This is a genomic window from Aquimarina algiphila (assembly GCF_007489275.1).
In the GTDB taxonomy this organism is placed as follows: domain Bacteria; phylum Bacteroidota; class Bacteroidia; order Flavobacteriales; family Flavobacteriaceae; genus Aquimarina; species Aquimarina algiphila.
The window spans coordinates 94,815-107,835 of record NZ_VLNR01000013.1; the positions used below are offsets into that span (position 1 = coordinate 94,815).

The window sequence follows — 13,021 nt, forward strand, 5'->3', positions numbered from 1 at the left end:
AACAAATATATGAATGTTATGAATATACAGAGTACACTTATTTCGATGTTGATCATAATAACTGTTGTATTGACAGGGTGTAATAAAAAACAACAGTCTACATCTACAAAGAATAAAGTAGAGACAGAGGATGTAAACGCTACATCTGATGAAAACAATATGGAAAAACAGAAAACCTCCTCCGATGACATTACTGTTCCTGATATAGAAGGACGATATGATCTTATAGAAGGGTTTGGGAATGGGCCAGAAAAAATACACGATTATAGTATATATAAAGGGATATTAATCATAAACCGTATCTCTGATACAGAGTTTGGTTTTGTTAAGGTTACAAAAACTAATCCATACAGTCCTATTGGCGAACATGGAATCTTCTCTTATAAAGAAAACAGGTTTTATAAAAAAGAAATAGACTATCCTAAAAAAATTATATACCATAGTAAAAGTATGGATCTCATAGTAAATGATAGTTTGATCAGTACAACTCGATATACTTCAAATATGACTATATATGGTATATGGAGAAAATCGAATCCAGAATCAAATATTTATGTTTCTCTTCGGAAAACATTAGAGAAAGAAAAAAAAGAATATATTGATTTTTATAATGAAGTGTATAAAGATACTAGTATAACAGGAAGAAATGAATTCATCAAATATAGAACAGGAGAGAGATTTATAGAAAATGATTCAATTTTTCTGAGTAAATGGAAGAAATATAATACTAATTCTTCTGATAAGGGATAGAGTATTGATGTGAAAAAAGATTTCAAAATCTCTTTTTCCTCATGAAAGCCTAATATAATGAAAGAATATATACAAACAATAGAGAGTGAATTCAAGAAAAATGGAAACCCAACTATTGCATTGGATCAAAAGGCTTATATGAGGGGTCAATTTGAGTTTTTCGGACTCAAAGCAACCCAAAGAAGAGAAATTCAAAAACCATTTTTTATTAAAGAATTTCTCCCGAAAAAAGGCGAATTACATCAAATTGTTAAAATACTTTGGGAGAAACCTCAAAGAGATTTTCAACATTTTGGACAAGAGCTTACCTTAAAATATGTAAAGCAGTTTGAAAAAGAAGATATTGAACTTTTTGAATTCATGGTGATTCATAAATCCTGGTGGGATACAATTGATTTTATTGCCACAAAATTAATTGGTGAATATTTTAAGATGTATCCAGAACAAAGGGATATTTATATAAAAAAATGGCTTGCATCTAATCATATATGGTTGCAAAGATCATGTTTGCTATTTCAACTGAAGTATAAAGAAAAATTAGATCCCGTGTTTTTGAGTTATGTGATTAATTCATTAACCGGGACTCAAGAATTTTTTATTAATAAAGCTATTGGTTGGGTGCTGAGAGAGTACAGTAGAACAAATCCAGAATGGGTTGTAGAATTTACGAACAAGACAGAATTGAGTAGGTTAAGTAGAAAAGAAGCTTTAAGATTAATTAAAAAGAATTAAAAATTGATAAGAAGAATAGGTGTTATAGTAAGTATAAGTTTACTCGTTGGTCTAAGTAGCTTTTATTCAATTCAATCATTGGGTAATAGGATTGATGAATCAAAATTAATTAGTCACATTATTAACCCTAAAGAACAAGAGGTACATTTTTATTGGAAAGATAAGAACGGAAATACATATGCAAGCCTAAACAATCTAAAAACAAAATTAGAGGAAGAAAATAAACAGTTAGTTTTTGCCATGAATGGAGGCATGTATAATAAAGATAGGACGCCACAGGGATTATATATAGAAAACGGAGTTCGTAAGGCAAAAATAGATACCGTGGATAAAGGATATGGAAACTTTTATTTGCAGCCCAATGGTATTTTCTATTTAACCATAGATAACACCCCTATTATATGCCCGACAACTAAGTTTAACAGTAATAGTGATATAAAATATGCGACTCAATCAGGGCCAATGTTATTGATTGATAATAAAATTCACCCTAAGTTTACTGAAGGTTCTGTTAATGTTCATATCAGAAACGGAGTAGGAATTCTTCCTAATGGAAATTTACTTTTTGCAATGTCAAAAGAAAAAATAAACTTCTATGATTTTGCATCGTATTTTAAACAAAACGGCTGCAAGAATGCACTGTATCTAGATGGTTTTGTGTCTAGAACATATTTGCCTTCAGAGAATTGGGAGCAATTGGATGGAGATTTTGGAGTGATTATAGGAGAAATAAAAACTAAAAACTAATCCTTAGATGCTTATGAATGGCTCCAATTTTCTGCATCGTCACTATTATTGGGAGAAAGTCCGATAATGTCCCCATCAGTATTTACACCCAGACCAACGACAGTTCTATTTACATAATTGAAATAGCTAACTACTTGATTAATTTCTAATATTTCTCCATCAGATAATTGTTGCTCTCTAAGTTTATGAATATCTGCTTCTGTAATAGTGTGATGAGATAGTGTTAATTGTTTTGCATAATGTAAGCCCTCTAAATATTGATATTTAAAATGAAGTTCTGGTTGATCTTTTATGATAGAAGACATAATTCCCTGAAAAGTAGTTTCATCATTGAGCAAACGTTTTAACCCGGCAGCGTGATGATCAACACAATAGCTGCATTGGTTCAAATTACTCACATAAACACCAAGTGTTTCCAAATACCACTTTGGTAGTGTGTTATTCGAATTATGAAGTACATTTTTATATAATCCCATGTGACCTATAAGGGTATGTGGTCGTAAGCTATGAATAGATAAAACATTATCTACATTATTGTCAGGGCCCTTGATACGGTCATAAATCTTTTTTAATTGACCTGTAGCATTTTTATATGCTATTTCCTTTATCCAACTCATTTATTGAAGTTTTTCTCTAAAAAATGACCCTTTTTTACTGAAAAGAGCACTAAATAATACTAACATTGATCCTAGCATAATAGAAACATCTGCTAGGTTAAATATTTCAGTTTTAAAAATACCTAGATCCAAAATCAAAAAATCAGTCACCGATCCATACATAATACGATCAAAAAGGTTTCCAATTCCTCCACCAATAATGAAAGCAAAACCGATAATAGTTTCTCTGGAATAATTTGTCTTGATTAATATTTGTCTTAATAATACTAGTAAAACGAATATTGGAAGAATTTGTAATAAAATAATTTTTAGTATCGGACTTAAATCCGAACCTAAACTATACGCTGCTCCTGTATTTTCGACTTTAGTCAACACAAAATTATCTTTAAAAACAGCTATACGTTCATAAGGTTCAATTGCTTGTCGTACAACACTTTTTGAGATCTGGTCGCAGCTAATATTTAGCAAAACCAGAGAAAGTATGAGTATTATTCTTATTTTTCCTTTGATTTTCATTATAATTTCAAAAGTAATAGAAACGATCAATTATTCTCATGTTTCTCATATTTTTTATGTTCAGAAAGAGAGAAAGCTTTATCATAACTATCTTTGTTAATAGTTTCATTTTCATTAGAATCATAATCAATTAAAATTTTCCAATTACCCTCTATCATTTTTAGTACGACATGAAATTGGCCATATGAATATTGTACTTTATTATCATTATCAGTATACGATGCTCTATAAATACCTCTGTCAGAAACAAGGGTTTCTGAATACACTCTTTCGAATAACCTAAAATCAATAAGAGCTGGTTTTCCTTTGGGTTTACTCCATCTTTTTTTATATCCTTCAAGGTAGGTTTTAACACCTTTTATTTCTCCACCATTTCCAGAAATACGAATCATGTCATTACTATGAATAGAGGCAAACAAATTGTAATCTAATGTTTCAAAGGCTTTAGAAAAATTACCATACATGTCGGCATTAATTTTTTCATGAATAGCAGTTTCTTGCGCTATACCATCAAGATTTGAATAATAAGAGAGTAGAATTATTATAAATATTATTTTTATTTTAGATTTCATAACTGTTAAATATTTTGTTGTTCATATAATACGCAATGTTTCAATCGGTCATTATCTAATAATTTAGGATGTATAAAAGTTTTAATGCGTTGCATTCCTATTTTTTTCATGATTAATTCTGATTTTAGATTAATCTCTGGGGCAACAGAATAGATTTTGTTTAGTCCCATTTGTTGAAATCCAAAATCCAGGCATGCTTTTGCACCTTCGGTAGCATATCCTTTGTTCCAAATACTTTTTTTAAGCCGCCAACCAATATCTATAAAAACATCGAGATCTTTTAAATAGGTTTGCTCGCATAAACCTATAAAGCCAATACATTCTCCATTTTCTAAAAGATCAACAGGGAAGTAACAGAACCCTTTTTCAGCGAACATTTCTTGCATTCGTACAATGAAAGCCTTAGTTTCTTGCTTTGATGGCTTAAAGGGGAAAAATTCCATTACATCATCATCATTATTAATTTCTGTTAAGAGCTCTAGATCGTCTAGCGTCCATTCCCTGAAACCTAAGCGTTCAGATGTAAAGATGTATGTATTCATTTTAAGCATTTTCATGTTGGCTTATGTAAATATAAAGTATCATTTAATACTTCTATAAAAATATAGGAGCACGTTAACGTTTTTTACATAAAAAAACAGGTGTTTACCCTCTTTTATTTACATTATATAATAATTATATTTGGTTATACACGATTCTTTATAAGAATACTAACCTAATAACCAGCCAAATATGAAAAACAAAACAGGAATTATTTTACATGGTTTTATAATAGTAGCTATTGGGGCTGCTTGTATGACTTCTTGTAAAAAGGAAGAAAAAAAAGAAGAAAAGATAGAGCCTGAAACCACATATAGTGAAGTTCAGACAGAAACTACTTGTGCTTGTGAATCGAGCTGGTTCCCACACAGTCAAACATCTGCTCCTGCCGAGGGAAAAGGAAGCCCGTTTGATGTATCTTCTACGACCAATTGTATTTTTCACCAATGGTCATGGCAGAAATTTTTATGGTTGACAAAACCAGATGGTAACCTCCCTTTATTTCTAAATCAGGATTCAATAATTCAAGTGAGTGATTTAATGGAGAAAATACCACAACAGACTGGGGCAAATGTGGTGTTAACAGATACAGAACAAGCAGGGTCGAATGGTATACTAAAAACAAATCCTGCATATAATAGTGCGACCAATGAGGCTATTACTATATATTATTCGATTCATACTAGTCCAATAATGTTAAACCAAGCTGAGATTTTTAAAAAACAATTAGATGATGGAACATTGCCTGCAGATAATTTAGAAGTATTTCCAGTAGGTTCTTTAGAGTTAAAAGTGTCATGGGTAGATATTAATGCTATTTCCAGTGATAAACAAAGTAATTATTTTACAACTGTTGCTGCTTTGAGCACAGATGGAGGCGCTACTTTTACAAATACTAAGATGGCTTTGTTAGGGATGCATGTTACTGGTGTTGTAGAAAATCATCCTGAGTTTATTTGGGCTACATTTGAGCATAATGATATTGCACCAAATTATGATTGGTCTGCCAATACAGCAAGTTCATCCACAGAGAAATTATTATTTAGTAAAGGGACAACAACTGGCTTAGGAGGGATTACCTGGGATACAACAAACAAAGCACCAGTGACAGCCCATATGGCGTATGATTTATTTCAATATGGGGTTCCTGTAAATGCTTCTGGTTTTTTGAAAACAAGCCAATCAGAGCCAGAAAATTTTGATAATATTAAAGATATTAATACTTGTGTGGCTGCAAAACTTACCGATGTATGGAATAATTATTTCTATAATGGTTCTATTTGGATTAATACAGATAATATGACACCAAAGGAACAAGCAGAAAAGATCGTAAGTTTAGGATATAAAATAGGAGCAGCAACACCAGGATCTTTTGCAAGAGGCTCTTTAAATAACGCAAATGTTTCTATGGAAACCTTTACCCAGACTTTTCAAGATAGTATTTCAAAAATAGCAGTAGATAATCTCGCTAATTGCTTTTCATGTCATGCAGGAGTTAGTTTTACAGGTAATACTTCTCCAATATATCTTAGCCATATTTTTGATGCTTATATCAAATCTGGTCAAGGTAAAACAAGGGATGAAATTAATACATTAAAAGACGATCAACATATACAAACACTTCTTAAAGCTGTTGAATAGTAGTATTGTATAACATAAAAAAATGTCCTTTAAATAATAATCTAAAGGACATTTTTTATTTCTGTTTCATGATGTCTTTTTTCAATAATATCGATATCAATCTCATATTGCAATCCATACAAATTTATAAGAGTATCGGTTCTTTTATATTATCTATAAGATTATAAAAGAATGATTAGTTGTTTTCTTCAAAAGCGGCACTTTCATATGCACCAATATCGGGGGCAGTTGTATTGCGCAGATTACCCAGGATATCAGTTCCCGAAGTTGGAGTAGATGCACCTCCATTTGCTGCAGAATTCTCACCAATATTGAGCATGTTTTCGAAAGGGGCTTTAAAATCAGGTTCTCCGTTTAATACGATATTCTCAAACAATGCTACATTTGTAAAATCATATAAGGCATTATCAGCAAATTGATTTCCTGTATCTTCGAATCTAATCAGACTGTTCTTGAAATTATAGTTAAAAGCAGTACCGTCAACTCTACTAAATATAAGTTCAAGTTGTTGGTTACCATAAATAATACAATTTGTAAAATTGGCTTCGATTAAATCAGCAACAACCACTTCTGTTTCACTTACTCTAAGATTATTATCTATTAAGACGGTTGGAAGTTCTCTAAATCCACTTCCTATACTAGAATAATTAGTAAAAGTACAGTGATTGAAATTGTAAGTCCCTCCTAATGAACAATTGAGAGATACTTGTCCAGCATTATTAATAACTACGTTTTCACCAAGTATATTACCTGTGCGAGCTAAAAGACCGACATTAGAACTGTTATAAATCTGTGTATTCGAAATGGTAAGTGTTGGATCTGGTCCGCCATCATTAGAATCCATTAATATACCCACCGTAGCATTTTTTATTGTGGCATGATTTATACTATGTCCTGTACTTCCTGCGGTGAGCCATATTGTACCCCATTGTCCCGGGATATCACTAAAACCAGGTTCTAAACGATCACTTTCAAAAATCACTTCATTTTCAAGGAGTTCGGGATCTGTACTTACATCACCATTTATAACAAGAGTACCTTCATTAGCAACAATAAGCCCAGAATCGGCATGAAAGTGTATTCTTGCACCAGCATCTATAGTAAGAGTTTTTCCACCGGGAACAGCTGCATATCCATAAATAATATAGGGCTTTTCGTTGGTAAAATTTAGCTGCTCGTCTTCTAGGAAGAAACCTTCAATTCTAATTTCATTATTTTCATTATCTAAACCTAATAAAAGTGTTTCTATTTCACCTGTCATAGCATCTCTAGAAGGAAATAAAAATATAGCATCTTTTATTAAGGTAACCAGATCAACATCTTGTTGATTTCCACCTGTATCAAATAATATACGATCTGTATATAAAAACTCGGTATCTGTTGTTTGACTTGTTATATCGGTTGTGGTTTCTACAAATACAAAAATACTATCCTTTGCAAGTACCTGAACATCTTCAAAAGATTTTCCAGGAATACCATCTACATTAAGTCTATAGTTAGAATTTTCACCTCGTTCTAATGCAATAGTGGGGATCGTAAAATCATCGTCTGTTCGATTATATACTTTAAAGCTATACGTACTAGAGCCAATATTGGTAAAAACAGTATCCAAAAATAGAGTGTCATTTGAAAATTGTAAATTTCCAGTACTAGGCCCAGATTCAAAATCATTACGACAAGAGCTCCATAAAATTAATACTACAAGTAAGAAAAGAGTTGATAAGTAACGCATATTTATATAAAAAGGTCTTTAAGAGAATACATAAAGTTGCAAATTAGCAAAGATTTTTGTTTTTAAAAGCTTCATTTTCTCATTCTTTCATTTAATCATTATTTATGTTGATGAAAGTATAACTTGTTAGCCTATACATATATTGCTTTTTGATAAAATATAATACTAGTTAAATTATTTCTTTTTACTTAAAATTATTTCTTTTAATACTTTAACTTTGTTAGTTCAAATTTAATACGCACAACATAATAATCTATTATGAGTATATATGATGTAGCCGTGATTGGCTCTGGACCTGGTGGATATGTAGCCGCTATTCGATGCGCACAACTGGGTATGAAAACAGCAATAATCGAAAAATACACAACTCTTGGAGGAACATGTCTTAATGTAGGTTGTATACCTAGTAAGGCTTTATTAGATTCTTCTCATCATTATGAACATGCAGTAAAGCATTTTGCAGATCATGGTATAGAAATTCCTGGAGATGTAAAGATTAACCTTGAAAAAATGATTGCCCGTAAACAGGCAGTAGTTGATCAAACTACAGGAGGTGTTGATTTTCTGATGAAAAAAAATAAGATTGATGTATTTGAAGGAGTTGGAGCTTTTAAAGATGCAACTCACATTAATATTACAAAAGCAGATAGTACTGTTGAAACTATCGAAGCTAAGCATACTATTATTGCTACAGGTTCGAAACCTTCTACGTTGCCATTTATCAAAATAGATAAAAAGAGAATCATTACTTCTACGGAAGCATTAAAACTTAAAGAAATACCAAAACATCTAGTTGTTATTGGAGGAGGAGTAATAGGGTTAGAATTAGGTCAAGTATATCGTCGTTTGGGAGCAGAAGTTTCTGTTGTGGAATATATGGACAGAATTATTCCCGGAATGGATAAAGCACTCTCTAGAGAATTGCAGAAAGCAATGAAAAAACAAGGAGTTAAGTTTTATACCTCACATAAGGTTACAGAAGTAAAAACTGGAGCCAAAGAGGTAGTTATTACTGCCGATGATAAAAAAGGTAACCCTGTAGAATTCAAAGGAGATTATTGTTTGGTATCAGTTGGTCGTCGTCCTTATACCGATGGGTTAAATGCAGAAGCTGCAGGAGTAAAACTTAATGATAGAGGTCAAGTAGAAGTGAACGATCATCTACAAACTTCTACATCAAATATTTATGCAATAGGAGATGTAATTAAAGGAGCAATGCTTGCACATAAGGCAGAGGAAGAAGGGGTTTTTGTTGCAGAAACACTTGCCGGACAAAAACCACATATTGATTACAACTTAATTCCTGGAGTAGTATATACATGGCCAGAAGTAGCTGCAGTAGGAAAAACTGAAGAAGAGTTAAAAGAAGCAGGAGTAAAATATAAATCAGGACAGTTTCCATTTAGAGCATTGGGAAGATCACGTGCTAGTGGAGATCTTGACGGTTTTGTGAAAATTCTTGCAGATGAGGTTACAGATGAAGTGCTAGGAGTACATATGGTAGGAGCACGTTGTGCTGATCTTATAGCAGAGGCTGTTACAGCTATGGAATTTAGAGCTTCGGCAGAAGATATCTCACGTATGTCTCATGCACACCCTACGTTTACTGAGGCTATAAAAGAAGCTGCACTAGCAGCGACAGATGATAGAGCGCTACACGTATAGATTTTATATTGATATCCTCTTGTAGTTTTAGGAAAGATGTTTTGAGGAAATTATGATAACGAGCCATTCTTTTTAGGGTGGCTCATTTTTTATTTTTTCTTTATGAATCATAAAACGAACTTATCTATATATTAGCTGTGTCAAAAAAACTAAGTATAATGCATATTAATGATAAAACAGGAATTAAAGAATATCAGGCTTCACCAGAGCGTTATAAAACAATGGCTTATAATCGATGTGGAAAAAGCGGAGTGCTCTTACCAGCTATATCACTTGGACTTTGGCACAATTTCGGTTTTGTAGATAATATACATAATGCAAGAGAAATTTTGAGGTCTGCCTTTGATTTAGGAATTACTCATTTTGATCTTGCAAATAATTATGGGCCACCTTATGGTTCTGCAGAAGAGAATTTTGGAGTATTGTATAAAAAAGATTTCCTACCGTATAGGGATGAGCTTTTTATAGCGACAAAAGCTGGTTATGATATGTGGCCAGGCCCTTATGGAAATTGGGGATCTCGAAAATACTTGATGGCTAGTATTGATCAGAGTCTTACCCGTATGGGATTAGATTATGTAGATATCTTTTATCACCATAGACCAGATCCAGAAACACCACTAGAAGAAACTATGGTTGCACTATCTGATATTGTTAGACAAGGAAAGGCATTATATGTAGGTATTTCTAATTATCAACCAGAAGAAACTGCTAGAGCAGCAGCATTATTACAAGATTTAAAAGTCCCTTTTGTATTACATCAAGCTCGATATTCGATTTTTGAAAGAGAAGTAGAAAATGGTTTATTAGAAACATTAGGGCATAATGGAGTTGGATGCATTGCTTTTTCACCTCTTGCACAAGGAATGCTCACAGATAAATATCTAAACGGAATCCCAGAGGACTCTCGTGCAGCAAAGAATTTTACATATCTGGATAAAGAAAAATTAACGAGTAATCTAAAAAGAATACAGAGCTTGGCAGCAATAGCACGTGAAAGAGGACAAAAATTATCTCAGATGGCTATTGCATGGTTATTAAATCAACCTCAAATAACTTCTGTACTTATTGGCGCTAGTTCTGCAAATCAACTTAAGGAGAATATAATAGCATTAGAACAGTTACAGTTTTCTGAGGAAGAATTAGTAGCCATTAACAATATTTCTAAGGGAGAGTAAAATCAGGATATTAGAATCTTATATGCTTTCTAACCGCCCTAAGACTTCAGTTTTATAGTTTCTGCTAATAGGGATAGATTTATTATGTAGAACAATTTCTTCATTAGAAAAAGAGTCTATTTTGGAAATAGCAATAATATATGACCTATGTGTCCTTATGAATTGTTGTTGAGGTAATTTTGATTCTATAGTACTAATAGTTTCTCTCGTTATAATGGTTCCAGAAGTACAATGTATTTTTATATAATCACTATAACTTTCAATATAAATGATGTCAGGGAAATCTATTTTTTTCATCCTGCGTTCTGATCTTACAAAAATAAAATTGTTAGAATGAATTTTTTCTATATTGGTGGCTTTAGGTTTATGATAAACTTCAAAATAGTTAGTAATTGCATTTAAAAGCCGCTCAAAAGAAATAGGTTTAAGAAGATAATCTACAGCATGTAGGTCAAAACCATCAATAGCATATTCACGATATGCAGTGGTAAAAATAACCTTGATATTAGTATTGATGGATTTAGCAAAAGAGATACCAGAAATTTCGGGCATATTAATATCCAAAAAAATGAGATCAATTTTTTGAGTGTTAATAGAATTAAAAGCTTCTATTGCGTTACTGCAGATATCAACTATGTCAACCGTATCAATTTTTGATAAATGGCTTGCTATAATATCTCTTGCGGTAGGCTCATCATCTACTATAATACATGATATTTTTGTGCTCATTATACGGGTTTTGTAATTTTTAAAACGAGATGTACATGATACCAATCATCATTTTCAGAGATGTTTAATTCATGCATATCTTTATATAACAGCTGTAATCGTTTCTTGATATTTGTCAACCCTATACCTTGTACGTTATCTTTAGAAGTGTTTAAAATAGAGTTTTTGATATTAAAATGTATCTTATTATTACGATATTTTAAATCGATTATAATAGATAATTTTTGATTGCGAATTTGCCCGTGTTTAAAACTGTTTTCTATAAATGGAATAAAAAGCATAGGTGCAATTTGTATAGTGTGAGCTATCTTATCAAAATTCATAGAAACGTCCAAAGTATTCATAAAACGCATTTTTTCTAAGGCGAGATAATCTTCTATGTGATTAATTTCTTCTTGTAACGAAACAAAAGGTTTATCTACTTGATACAATAGATAGTCTAAAAGATTAGATAGCTTTAATATCATTTCTGGAGTTTCTTCTGATTTTTTTAAAGCAAAACCATACATAGTATTTAGTGTATTGAATAAAAAATGGGGATGTATCTGCATTTTTAGATAATGCAGTTCTTGCTCTTTAAGTTTAAGCTGTGCTTCGAGCACTTTATTTTTTAATTCTTGATTTGCACTAATAGAAGTATAGTTATGTTGCACAAGGTTAATTGCACTAGCTACAAAGACTACAAAATATACAGCAATAAAAAGAAATAGAGGACTTTGGGTCATCGGAGCCATTTCGCCAATTTTTAATCCGGTAAGAAATAATAGACCATAGAAAAAGGACATTACAATAAAGAAAGCCGAAATAATGATAGTATATGTACAATACAATATGAATAGACCATATTTTTCGTGTAATAAATATTTTGGAATTAGAATGTCTGTAACAGCATATGTAGTTCCTATAGTAACGGGCATTAAAAAGAGAGAAAATGAGAAAACATAATTAATATTATCACTATTATGTCCAAAGAAATAGGAATAACAGAATAATACAATTACCCAAAAAATAATGTGGAGTAGGAGCTTTGCAGTTTTTTTAAGTATAAAATCTCTGGAAATCATATGAACAGACAATATCCGTATTTTTTGCGTTTTGAAATATAATTTTGAGATGAATAACCTCTTTAAAGCTGTATTTAACAAAATAGAACTAATTTTACTCATATTGAGTAGTAATTCTGCTAAATATCACATTAATCAGGTAAGTAAGCGCAAAAAGAAAAAATGTAACACAACAAAAATTAGTTTTGGATATGTCTAATTCAAAATCCATCATTCTATGATTTCATTACTTTTTATTCTTCAACAAAAAGAATCTTTTTTTTCAGCACTCTTTAGCCGCATTAATGAAGGTGGTCCATTTTTTATGGTTCCAATTTTGATCATGTTACTATTAACGTTTTTTCTAATTATTAAAAGTGTAATAGCGTTAAAACAAGGGAGTGTTACCCTACAAAAAAACATTAGCTTACCCGTTGTGCATTTAGAAAAAGTTGCGCAAACTGCTAAAAGGCAGTAAATTGTAGTTACGACACTATAATTTATATGCACAACTTTCAAGCAAATTACGATAAAATACTCAAGGTTTTAAAAGGATTAG

Annotated in this window: 14 protein-coding genes; 7 read left to right on the plus strand and 7 right to left on the minus strand. The window is 31.7% G+C overall.

Annotated features, from left to right (window positions below; translation table 11 throughout):
- Window positions 1-18 precede the first annotated feature (18 nt).
- Genes FOF46_RS08590 through FOF46_RS08600 form a run of 3 tightly spaced genes read left to right on the plus strand, consistent with a single transcriptional unit; the run spans window position 19 to window position 2,229 of the window.
- Complete coding sequence (locus tag FOF46_RS08590; protein ID WP_143916164.1) at window positions 19-750, plus strand: hypothetical protein; 732 nt, start codon at window positions 19-21, stop codon at window positions 748-750.
- 57 nt (window positions 751-807) lie between these two features.
- The gene (locus tag FOF46_RS08595; RefSeq protein WP_109439145.1) at window positions 808-1,482 is read left to right on the plus strand and encodes a DNA alkylation repair protein; all 675 of its coding nucleotides are present in this window, start codon (window positions 808-810) and stop codon (window positions 1,480-1,482) included.
- 3 nt (window positions 1,483-1,485) lie between these two features.
- Window positions 1,486-2,229 (plus strand): phosphodiester glycosidase family protein, encoded by a 744-nt coding sequence (locus FOF46_RS08600; RefSeq protein ID WP_244299591.1) that lies wholly within the window; start codon window positions 1,486-1,488, stop codon window positions 2,227-2,229.
- Window positions 2,230-2,240: 11 nt separating this feature from the next.
- Here FOF46_RS08600 and FOF46_RS08605 read toward each other — a convergent pair whose 3' ends face one another.
- Genes FOF46_RS08605 through FOF46_RS08620 form a run of 4 tightly spaced genes read right to left on the minus strand, consistent with a single transcriptional unit; the run spans window position 2,241 to window position 4,476 of the window.
- Window positions 2,241-2,846 (minus strand): carboxymuconolactone decarboxylase family protein, encoded by a 606-nt coding sequence (locus tag FOF46_RS08605; RefSeq protein ID WP_109439144.1) that lies wholly within the window; start codon window positions 2,844-2,846, stop codon window positions 2,241-2,243.
- Window positions 2,847-3,362 (minus strand): signal peptidase II, encoded by a 516-nt coding sequence (gene lspA / locus FOF46_RS08610; protein ID WP_143916165.1) that lies wholly within the window; start codon window positions 3,360-3,362, stop codon window positions 2,847-2,849.
- Between the two features lie 26 nt (window positions 3,363-3,388).
- Entirely contained in the window at window positions 3,389-3,934 is a 546-nt protein-coding gene (locus FOF46_RS08615; protein ID WP_109439142.1) for a DUF4440 domain-containing protein, read from the minus strand.
- A 5-nt stretch (window positions 3,935-3,939) separates the two neighbouring features.
- The gene (locus FOF46_RS08620; RefSeq protein WP_109439231.1) at window positions 3,940-4,476 is read right to left on the minus strand and encodes a GNAT family N-acetyltransferase; all 537 of its coding nucleotides are present in this window, start codon (window positions 4,474-4,476) and stop codon (window positions 3,940-3,942) included.
- Window positions 4,477-4,666: 190 nt separating this feature from the next.
- Between FOF46_RS08620 and FOF46_RS08625 the strand changes: the two genes are divergently transcribed.
- Window positions 4,667-6,115 carry a hypothetical protein gene (locus FOF46_RS08625; protein WP_143916166.1) on the plus strand — a complete coding sequence of 483 codons (1,449 nt, stop codon included), beginning with the start codon at window positions 4,667-4,669 and terminating at the stop codon, window positions 6,113-6,115.
- Window positions 6,116-6,290: 175 nt separating this feature from the next.
- On the opposite strand, the gene FOF46_RS08630 is transcribed toward FOF46_RS08625, so the two are convergent.
- A complete protein-coding gene (locus FOF46_RS08630; RefSeq protein WP_143916167.1) occupies window positions 6,291-7,847 on the minus strand; it encodes a hypothetical protein in 1,557 nt (518 codons plus the stop codon).
- Between the two features lie 258 nt (window positions 7,848-8,105).
- Between FOF46_RS08630 and lpdA the strand changes: the two genes are divergently transcribed.
- Both lpdA and mgrA read left to right on the plus strand, forming a co-directional pair.
- Window positions 8,106-9,512 (plus strand): dihydrolipoyl dehydrogenase, encoded by a 1,407-nt coding sequence (lpdA, locus tag FOF46_RS08635; RefSeq protein WP_143916168.1) that lies wholly within the window; start codon window positions 8,106-8,108, stop codon window positions 9,510-9,512.
- A 158-nt stretch (window positions 9,513-9,670) separates the two neighbouring features.
- Window positions 9,671-10,690, plus strand: coding sequence for an L-glyceraldehyde 3-phosphate reductase (gene mgrA / locus FOF46_RS08640; protein ID WP_109439138.1), 1,020 nt, complete (start codon window positions 9,671-9,673; stop codon window positions 10,688-10,690).
- Window positions 10,691-10,708: 18 nt separating this feature from the next.
- On the opposite strand, the gene FOF46_RS08645 is transcribed toward mgrA, so the two are convergent.
- Together FOF46_RS08645 and FOF46_RS08650 are read right to left on the minus strand one after the other, a co-directional pair.
- Window positions 10,709-11,419 carry a LytR/AlgR family response regulator transcription factor gene (locus FOF46_RS08645; protein ID WP_143916169.1) on the minus strand — a complete coding sequence of 237 codons (711 nt, stop codon included), beginning with the start codon at window positions 11,417-11,419 and terminating at the stop codon, window positions 10,709-10,711.
- Window positions 11,419-12,585, minus strand: coding sequence for a sensor histidine kinase (locus FOF46_RS08650; protein ID WP_235011043.1), 1,167 nt, complete (start codon window positions 12,583-12,585; stop codon window positions 11,419-11,421). The genes FOF46_RS08645 and FOF46_RS08650 overlap by 1 nt, the downstream gene beginning before the upstream one ends.
- Window positions 12,586-12,700: 115 nt before the next feature.
- Here FOF46_RS08650 and FOF46_RS08655 point away from each other — a divergent pair, with 115 nt between their 5' ends.
- The gene (locus FOF46_RS08655) at window positions 12,701-12,940 is read left to right on the plus strand and encodes a hypothetical protein (protein WP_143916170.1); all 240 of its coding nucleotides are present in this window, start codon (window positions 12,701-12,703) and stop codon (window positions 12,938-12,940) included.
- Window positions 12,941-13,021: the final 81 nt, after the last annotated feature.

What these genes read in the sequence shown, in the direction of transcription:
- FOF46_RS08590 (WP_143916164.1), top strand. Translation starts at nt 19, where the DNA reads ATGAATATACAGAGTACACTTATTTCGATGTTGATCATAATAACTGTT.
- FOF46_RS08595 (WP_109439145.1), top strand. Translation starts at nt 808, where the DNA reads ATGAAAGAATATATACAAACAATAGAGAGTGAATTCAAGAAAAATGGA.
- FOF46_RS08605 (WP_109439144.1), bottom strand. Translation starts at nt 2,846, where the DNA reads ATGAGTTGGATAAAGGAAATAGCATATAAAAATGCTACAGGTCAATTA.
- lspA (WP_143916165.1), bottom strand. Translation starts at nt 3,362, where the DNA reads ATGAAAATCAAAGGAAAAATAAGAATAATACTCATACTTTCTCTGGTT.
- FOF46_RS08615 (WP_109439142.1), bottom strand. Translation starts at nt 3,934, where the DNA reads ATGAAATCTAAAATAAAAATAATATTTATAATAATTCTACTCTCTTAT.
- FOF46_RS08620 (WP_109439231.1), bottom strand. Translation starts at nt 4,476, where the DNA reads ATGAATACATACATCTTTACATCTGAACGCTTAGGTTTCAGGGAATGG.
- FOF46_RS08625 (WP_143916166.1), top strand. Translation starts at nt 4,667, where the DNA reads ATGAAAAACAAAACAGGAATTATTTTACATGGTTTTATAATAGTAGCT.
- FOF46_RS08630 (WP_143916167.1), bottom strand. Translation starts at nt 7,847, where the DNA reads ATGCGTTACTTATCAACTCTTTTCTTACTTGTAGTATTAATTTTATGG.
- lpdA (WP_143916168.1), top strand. Translation starts at nt 8,106, where the DNA reads ATGAGTATATATGATGTAGCCGTGATTGGCTCTGGACCTGGTGGATAT.
- mgrA (WP_109439138.1), top strand. Translation starts at nt 9,671, where the DNA reads ATGCATATTAATGATAAAACAGGAATTAAAGAATATCAGGCTTCACCA.
- FOF46_RS08645 (WP_143916169.1), bottom strand. Translation starts at nt 11,419, where the DNA reads ATGAGCACAAAAATATCATGTATTATAGTAGATGATGAGCCTACCGCA.
- FOF46_RS08650 (WP_235011043.1), bottom strand. Translation starts at nt 12,585, where the DNA reads ATGAGTAAAATTAGTTCTATTTTGTTAAATACAGCTTTAAAGAGGTTA.
- FOF46_RS08655 (WP_143916170.1), top strand. Translation starts at nt 12,701, where the DNA reads ATGATTTCATTACTTTTTATTCTTCAACAAAAAGAATCTTTTTTTTCA.